This window comes from Vicinamibacteria bacterium (assembly GCA_035620555.1).
GTDB lineage: Bacteria > Acidobacteriota > Vicinamibacteria > Marinacidobacterales > SMYC01 > DASPGQ01.
This window is the reverse complement of sequence record DASPGQ010000194.1, coordinates 1-7,201: the sequence shown is the minus strand read 5'-3', so window position 1 is coordinate 7,201 and position 7,201 is coordinate 1. Positions and strand designations below refer to the sequence as shown.

5 protein-coding genes are annotated in these 7,201 nt (G+C 64.2%); 3 read left to right on the top strand and 2 right to left on the bottom strand.

Annotated elements, in window-relative coordinates; translation table 11 throughout:
- On the top strand, nucleotides 1-965 hold a 965-nt coding region (locus VEK15_07880; protein HXV60596.1), incomplete at its 5' end, for an NAD(P)/FAD-dependent oxidoreductase.
- Nucleotides 966-1,097: 132 nt separating this feature from the next.
- Nucleotides 1,098-3,596 (top strand): ABC transporter permease, encoded by a 2,499-nt coding sequence (locus tag VEK15_07875; GenBank protein HXV60595.1) that lies wholly within the window; start codon nucleotides 1,098-1,100, stop codon nucleotides 3,594-3,596.
- 34 nt (nucleotides 3,597-3,630) lie between these two features.
- Here the strand turns inward: VEK15_07875 and VEK15_07870 are convergent, their stop codons facing one another.
- Nucleotides 3,631-4,077, bottom strand: coding sequence for a hypothetical protein (locus VEK15_07870; protein ID HXV60594.1), 447 nt, complete (start codon nucleotides 4,075-4,077; stop codon nucleotides 3,631-3,633).
- A 188-nt stretch (nucleotides 4,078-4,265) separates the two neighbouring features.
- Between VEK15_07870 and VEK15_07865 the strand changes: the two genes are divergently transcribed.
- Nucleotides 4,266-5,231, top strand: coding sequence for a hypothetical protein (locus VEK15_07865; protein ID HXV60593.1), 966 nt, complete (start codon nucleotides 4,266-4,268; stop codon nucleotides 5,229-5,231).
- A gap of 265 nt (nucleotides 5,232-5,496) precedes the next feature.
- On the opposite strand, the gene VEK15_07860 is transcribed toward VEK15_07865, so the two are convergent.
- The gene (locus VEK15_07860; protein HXV60592.1) at nucleotides 5,497-6,945 is read right to left on the bottom strand and encodes a Xaa-Pro peptidase family protein; all 1,449 of its coding nucleotides are present in this window, start codon (nucleotides 6,943-6,945) and stop codon (nucleotides 5,497-5,499) included.
- Nucleotides 6,946-7,201 lie beyond the last annotated feature (256 nt).

Here is a 7,201-nt window from a genome sequence, read left to right as displayed (position 1 = left end):
GAACTCCGAGGATCACGAGCACGTCGTTTCACTACGGAGAAGAGGAGATCGCGATCGCGATCAAGCCGCGCTACGGAATCCAGGACCTCTATGCGCCGCGCCGAAAAGTCCTCGACGCGATTCTCGTGGATGCCGCCCGGGAGGCCGGGGCCGAGGTCGTGCACGGGGTGCGGGTGACCGAACTGATGCGCTCGGAGGACGGGCGGGTCGTGGGGGCGGTCCTCGAGGAGCCGGGAGTCGGGACTATTTCCGTGGGCGCCGAGCTCGTCATCGGAGCCGACGGTTTGCGCTCCAAAGTGGCCGAGATGGTGTCCGCCCCGAAATACCGGGTCGGAACGAATACCTCGACCTTTCTTTATGGATATTGGTCCGGGCTCGATATCGAGGCGAACCATTGGTACTACCGCCCCGGGGCCATGGGGGGCGCGATTCCCACGAACGGAGGCGAGGTCCTCGTCTGCGCCGGTGCCCCAGGCTCGCGATTCTGGAACGAGATCCGCTTCGACCTCGAAGGCGGCTTTCACCGCGTGCTGCGGGAAGTGGCGCCAGAGCTCTCGGATGAGCTGGTGGGGGCGAGCCGCTCCGGGCCCATCCGCGGCTTCCCCGGAGAGCCGGGCTTTTTCCGCCGGAGTGCGGGTCCGGGCTGGGCGCTCGTGGGGGACGCGGGATACTTTCGCGACCCGTCGACGGCCCACGGAATAACGGACGCCTTTCGTGACGCCGAGCTTCTCGCACGGGCCGCCGTTCAGGGAACCGATGGCGCGCTCGAGGAGTACGAGCACCTCCGCGACTCGATGGCCGTCGGGCTCTTCGAGGCGAGCGACATCATTGCCGGCCACGACCGGGACCTGGAGGAGATCAAGAAGGTGCATCTCTTCATGAGCGATGAGATGAACCGGGAGGTCGCCTACCTGGTTGGACTCGACGCCGAGGAACCGCAGGCGCTGACACGTCGGACGGCTTGAGCTCGATCCGGGATCGGGCGTCCAGGTGTCCGTTTCTGGACGCCCGAACCCGTCGAAGTCCCGGAAAGCCTTTTGCAGCACGGATTTCTGCACCCGTGCCACTTGGCACGAATTTCGCTCACCTGCCTGCTCATGACCGACCTACTCCAGCAGCTCCGCTTCGCGATTCGAACGTTCCACAAGACCCCGGCGTTCACTTTCGTCGTGGTGATCACCCTCGCACTCGGGATCGGCGCGAACGCCGCGATCTTCGGGCTCATCGATCAGCTGCTCATCCGCTCGCTCCCGGTGCCGGAGCCCGATCGGCTGGTGGTCATCGACGCGCCGGGGCCGTTCTCCGGCTCGAGCCATGAGAACAGCGACGTTTTCACGAGCATCTCTCATCCCATGTTCGAGGCCCTCAGGGATCGCAACGCGGTGTTCGAGTCCGTTCTGGCGCACTTCAATACCTCGGTTCACGTCTCCGCCAGCGGTGAGACCGAAGATGTTCGCGGCGAGCTGGTGTCCGGCACCTTCTTCACCGGGCTCGGCGTGAAGCCCGCGATCGGAAGGCTCTTCACCGCGGAGGATGACCTCATTCCTGGGGGCCATCCGGTCGTCGTCCTCGGACACGGTTATTGGCGGCGGCGCTTCGCCGAGTCACCCGACGTTGTCGGTAGCTCCATCAGCATCAACGGTCATCCGATGACGGTCGTCGGGGTCTCGGAAGCGGGTTTTCACGGGGTCGAGGTCGGCGTCTCGGTCGACGCCTACGTACCGATCATGATGCAGGCCCAGGTGATCCCGACCTGGCCGAGCGGCCTCGGCGACTGGAGGACGCGGTGGCTCACACCGATGGCGCGTCTCGCCGTTGGGGTCTCGCTCGACGAGGCGCGGGCGGGTATCAACGTGCTCTATCGTCAGCTCTTGCAGGAAGACCTCGCTACCATCCAGACGCGATCCGAGAGCTTTCGAGAACGATTCGCGAAAAAGGAGCTCGTGCTCGTTCCCGGCGGACGAGGAACTTCCGAGCTGCGCTTCCAGTCGAGAACCCCTCTGCTCGTGCTCTCGGGCATGGTGGCCTTCGTGCTCCTCATCGCCTGTGCCAACGTCGCGAACCTGCTGCTCGCTCGGTCATTGTCGCGTCAGAAAGAGATGGCGCTGCGTGTCGCGATCGGTGCGAGTCGGTGGCGGCTCGTTCGGCAGTTGCTGCTCGAAAGCAGTCTCCTCGCCCTGGCGGGTGGGGCGCTCGGCATCCTCGTCGCTAGCTGGACCGGTGACGCGCTCATCCGGGCTCTGCCGTTCGACGGAATTTCCGAAGCCTTCACGAGCTCGCCCGACTTGCGCGGGGTTCTTTTCACCTTCGTTCTGTCGCTCGGGACCGGTCTCGCCTTCGGGATCCTCCCTTCGCTTCAGGCAACGTCCCAGGCGATCGCCCCGACGCTCGAGACCGACTCCGCTCGCTCGACGGGGCGCTCGTCGTCACGCTTTCGTCGTGCTCTCGTCGTGGTCCAGATCGCGCTTTCGCTCCTGTTGCTCATCGGCGCCGGCCTTTTCGTGCGCAGCTTGTTGAACCTCCAGGCGATTGACCCGGGCTTCGAGCCCGAGCGACTCATCGCCTTCACCATCGACCCGTCGCTCAACGGCTACGATCTCGAGCGGCGGCGGAGCGTGCTGCGACAGCTTCGAGACGAAGTGGCGAGCGAGCCCGGCGTACGGTCGGTATCTCTGGCCGAGGTCGCCCTCATGACCAACAGCAACTCGAGCAGCACCGTGAACGTGGAAGGCTACGAGAGAGCCGAGGGCGAGGACGTGAACCCCAATACGAACGGCGTTGCACCCGAGTTCTTCGCAACGCTCGGGATCCCGCTCGTTTCCGGCCGTGACTTCACCGACGGGGATGACGCATCTTCCACCAAGGTCGCGGTCGTGAACGAGACCTTCGTACGGTACTTCTTCAAGGACGACCACCCTCTCGGAAGGCGCATCGGCTTCGGACGCGACGCTCTGGATATCACGATCGTGGGTGTGGTCAGGGACGGGAAGAGCTCCGCTATTCGCGAGGAACCGCGGCGGTTCGTCTATCTGCCTTACATGCAGTCTACCGATCTGGGCTCGGTCACTCTCTACATCCGAGCCCAGGTAGCGGCGGAGCCCCTCGGGCGACGTCTTCGAGAAGCGGCGGCTCGGGTCGATCCGACTCTTCCGGTGACGGACTTGAAGACGATGAGAGAGCAGATCCGCGAATCTCTCTTCGTGGAGCGGCTGGTCGCTGCCCTCTCCGTTGCGTTCGGCGTGCTAGCGACGCTTCTCGCCGCTCTCGGCCTGTACGGTCTGATGAGCTATGCGGTCTCTTCTCGCACCCGAGAGATCGGAATCCGCATGGCTCTCGGAGCGAGACGCCGCGGCGTTTTGCTCCTCGTACTGAAGGAGGTGGTAGTCCTCGTGGTCCTCGGGGTCATCGTCGGGCTTCCGAGCGGCTACGCTCTTGGACGACTCGTGGAGACTCAGCTCTACGGGCTAGGTGGAGCCGATCCCACCGCCATGGCGGTCGCCGCCGCCGTGCTCGTCCTGACGTCCTTGCTGGCCAGCTATCTTCCTGCGATGCGCGCGAGCCGGGTGCAGCCGATCGTGGCGCTCCGATACGAGTGAGGGTGAGCGCGCTCACGCGATCGGGTCGTGCCGATCAGCGTTCCTGTTCCGGCTCGTACCAGTCGTCAATCAAGATCTCGCAGGCGTCCTTGATGGCATTTCCCAGCGAGCGGGTCGAGCCGCTGGCGATGGCATCGCCGTCCGCGTTGTACAGCGCGAACTTGTTGTCCTTGCGAACGAAAATCTTCCCCCCTTCGTGCTCCAGCACGAGTACGTAGTCGGCACTCTCTTCCTTTCGTGTCACGACGACGCCGGGGCAGCGCTCGTTGACCGTTTTCACGATCTCGGCGGTCTGCGGCTTGGCGCCACCCTGGATGCTCGTTCCTTCGGAGAAATCGGGAATCCCGAGCTCACCACCGATGGACCAGGACTCGCTTTGGGTCACGAAGACGCGAGGTCGTTTGTCCTCACTAGAGTCCGCGCCCAGGACCAGGGTAGTGGAGAGCGCCATAACGGTGAGTATCAGACTCTTCATCAACATGAGTGCCCCTCCTTGGCAACGGGCACCTCGTGGCACCCGTTAGCCCCGATTGCAAGGCGTGTACCGCCTTCGGAACCCCTATGGACGAGGAGGAGCGGTGAAGGGCCGTCCCAAAACGGGGACATGCCCGGCCCTCGCGGTAGACATCTTCGGATTCACTATAATTCTCGATTGGAGGGTATTTTCTAATGGTGACGAGCCTCCTTTTTCTCGTAGGACTCTCGGCGCCTCGGGCGTCCTTCGAGGTGGTCACGACGCAACATTTCAATTTCTACAGCGACCCACGGCTCAATCTCCACGACCAGTTGAACCAGCTCACCCGAGGGGACTCCGAGCTCGAGCCAGAAGCCGCGGCCTGCCTCGAAGCTCTATCGCAGCGGGATCGCGATGGGTGGTCGCAGGCCATCGCCTTATATCGCGAGCGATTGTCGGAGCTCTTCATCCGCGGTGACGAGATGTCGGCCGTTCGGGCGCGCATTCTCGATGGGTCTTCCCTCGCCGGAGGTGAGCTCGTCGACGCGGTTTTCGATCACCTCGAGCAGGCACGACCCGCGTACGACGCCTGCCTCTGGGAGGAACAAGATCGTCGAAACCGCGCATGGATCGCGAGCGTGGCGCCTCGCGTGCGAGCGCACGAGGCGGAGCTAACGGCGCGGCTCTCGGCTCTGTTCCTGCACGAGTGGCCCGAGGCAAGATTGCCCGTCGACCTGGTGGCCTGGGTCAGCCCGTCGGGCGCCAACACGATCGACCTTCCCGCCCACGTCATGATCTCGAGCGTCGATCCGGGCTATCGCGACGATGCGGGACTCGAGATGATTTTTCACGAGTCCTCGCACCTCCTCATTGGCCCCCGCTATGGGCGAGTCGCCGAAGAGATTGCCCGGGCCAACGGCGATCGTATGCTGCCGAGACGCGATCTGTGGCACACGATCTTGTTCTACACCGCCGGCCAGGCGACGAAAGAGCGCCTCGCCGAGACCGGCACTCCGGGGTACGTTCCGTACCTCTATGCCCAGGGACTGATCGAGCGGGGTTGGCGCGTCTACCGCGAGCCGCTCGAGACCCACTGGCAATCCTACATGGACGGCACGATCGACCTGGCGACCGCGGCCGACCGCCTGGTCGGCGCGATTCACGCTGCCCAGCCCCGGTAGCGGGCCGATGGCCCTGGCGGGGCGAAACTACTCGACCGAGTATCCCAGCGCCTCGGCGTTGTCCCCGACCCGCCTATCTCGGGTCACCATCGTGACGAGCTGAGGCGGTTCGCCGAGCAGCTCCGCACTGGCAAGGTGGACCGCATCCAGCGTTCGAACCGGCTCGACGGGGAGGTTGGAGCGCTACGCTTCGCTACGGCGAGCATACACGAGACCCTGCCCTGGCGCGGACTGATTGGAGAAATGTCCACCCGCCCATTTCACCTCATTCAATGGCCGGTGGCCGGATCTGCACCAGACCCTCTTCCTTCATCAACGCCTCGATCTCGTCGAGCTCGCTCGGCATGAAATCGGTGAAGTTCTCGACGCCGTCTTCGGTCACGACGACCGTGTCCTCCATCCGGACGTAGAGCCGCTCCTCGTGCACCCAGAGCATGGGGTCTACGGAGAAGACCACACCCGGCACGAGGGGACGCGATCGGTAGCTCCCGACGTCGTGGACGGCGAGACCGACCGGGTGGGAGAGGTGCCCCCGGAACGCCAGTGCTTCCCGAGCCGCCTGCTCGTGAGCCTCCGACGCGAAATCGATGGAATCGAGAACGCCCTTCATCTCCTCCGCCGCTCCGTCGAGAATCGCGTCAGCCGTCACGCCCGGCCGGATACGTTTCATGAGCGCCTTGCTGTACTCGACGATGAAGCCGTAGAGGGCGCGCTGCGCGGCATCGAAAGTGCCGCTCACCGGCCACATCCGCGCGACGTCGCTCGTGTAATAGCGGTAGTCGGGCGCGTAGTCCATGAGCACGAGATCGCCGGCCGCGAGCGTGGCGTCGTTCCGGTAGTAATGGCCGAAGTAGGCATTCGACCCGCTCGCCGTAATCGACCGATAGCCTTCGCCCTGGGAGCCGTTCACGAAGTAGATGTAGCGGGCGGCGGCGTCGAGCTGATACTCCCTGACCCCGGGCCGCGACGAACGGATCGCCTCCATGATGCCGAGCCCGGCGATGCGGCTCGCCCGGCGCACGAGCTCGACCTCCCGCGCGCTCTTCACGATCCGCATCGCATCCAGGATTGGCGTGAGGTCCGCGATCTCGAACTGAGGGTAACGCGTACGCAACAGATGGATGAACTGCCCTTCCCGTGACGGACGGCCGTCCCAGGGATCCGAGACCACGCCGGCGTGGCCGATGAGGTTCTCGTCGCGGCTCTGCGCCCTTCCTTCAGCCGGGCTGGTGAAGGTGTAGAGGGTGGGAAACGGCGGCCGCAGCGCAAAGCCGTAAAGCTGGCGGGCGAGGTAATCGTTCCCATAGACGGCGTCGACGCCGGTGAGCTCGGTAACGCGCTCGGCGTCCTCGGCCGAGAAGGTTTTTCCTTCGCCGCGCTCCCGCCGCTCGTCGCGGTGGGGAAGGAACAAGAGAGCCCGGCGCTGTCTTCCGTCGAGCAGAAGGTAAGACTGCGGCACCTCGAGCCCGGTAAGGTAATAGAGCTCGTTCGATTGACGAAAGACCACGAACCCGGCCGCCGTGGCAGCACCCTGAATGATGGCGATCGCGTTGTCGCCAATGGCATCGAGAACCCGCTCCCGTCGGGCCGCGAGCTCCTCGGCGGGAAAGTCGGTCTGGTACTTCGCGTGGTCTTGCGCTTCGCCGCTCGCGGCGGCGGCGATGAAAACGGCAATATAGACGATTCGACGGCGGGAACGTGTGGTCGCAGTCATGGCGCAAGAATATTACATTCGCGATCTCCTTGAACGGCTCACTAGCCTACGCGAACTTCCTTGCCGAAGTCGAGATCAGATGTGAACTCCTTGGCTCGCCGCGAGAAGTCAGCCCCTTTCTCTGGGCAATCGATTCCTTCGAGACGGACCGTCGTTGCTCCCGACGGTCGTACACGAAGTTGGCGATCTTAGACGCGGAGCGACCCTTGTGTCACCGAGCCTCGAACAGCTCCTTCCGGCGAAAGAAGAGGTCGTT

Bases quoted from the DNA above. Each gene is read 5' to 3' on its own strand.
- VEK15_07865 (HXV60593.1), top strand. From the start codon at position 4,266: ATGGTGACGAGCCTCCTTTTTCTCGTAGGACTCTCGGCGCCTCGGGCG.
- VEK15_07860 (HXV60592.1), bottom strand. From the start codon at position 6,945: ATGACTGCGACCACACGTTCCCGCCGTCGAATCGTCTATATTGCCGTT.
- VEK15_07875 (HXV60595.1), top strand. From the start codon at position 1,098: ATGACCGACCTACTCCAGCAGCTCCGCTTCGCGATTCGAACGTTCCAC.
- VEK15_07870 (HXV60594.1), bottom strand. From the start codon at position 4,077: ATGTTGATGAAGAGTCTGATACTCACCGTTATGGCGCTCTCCACTACC.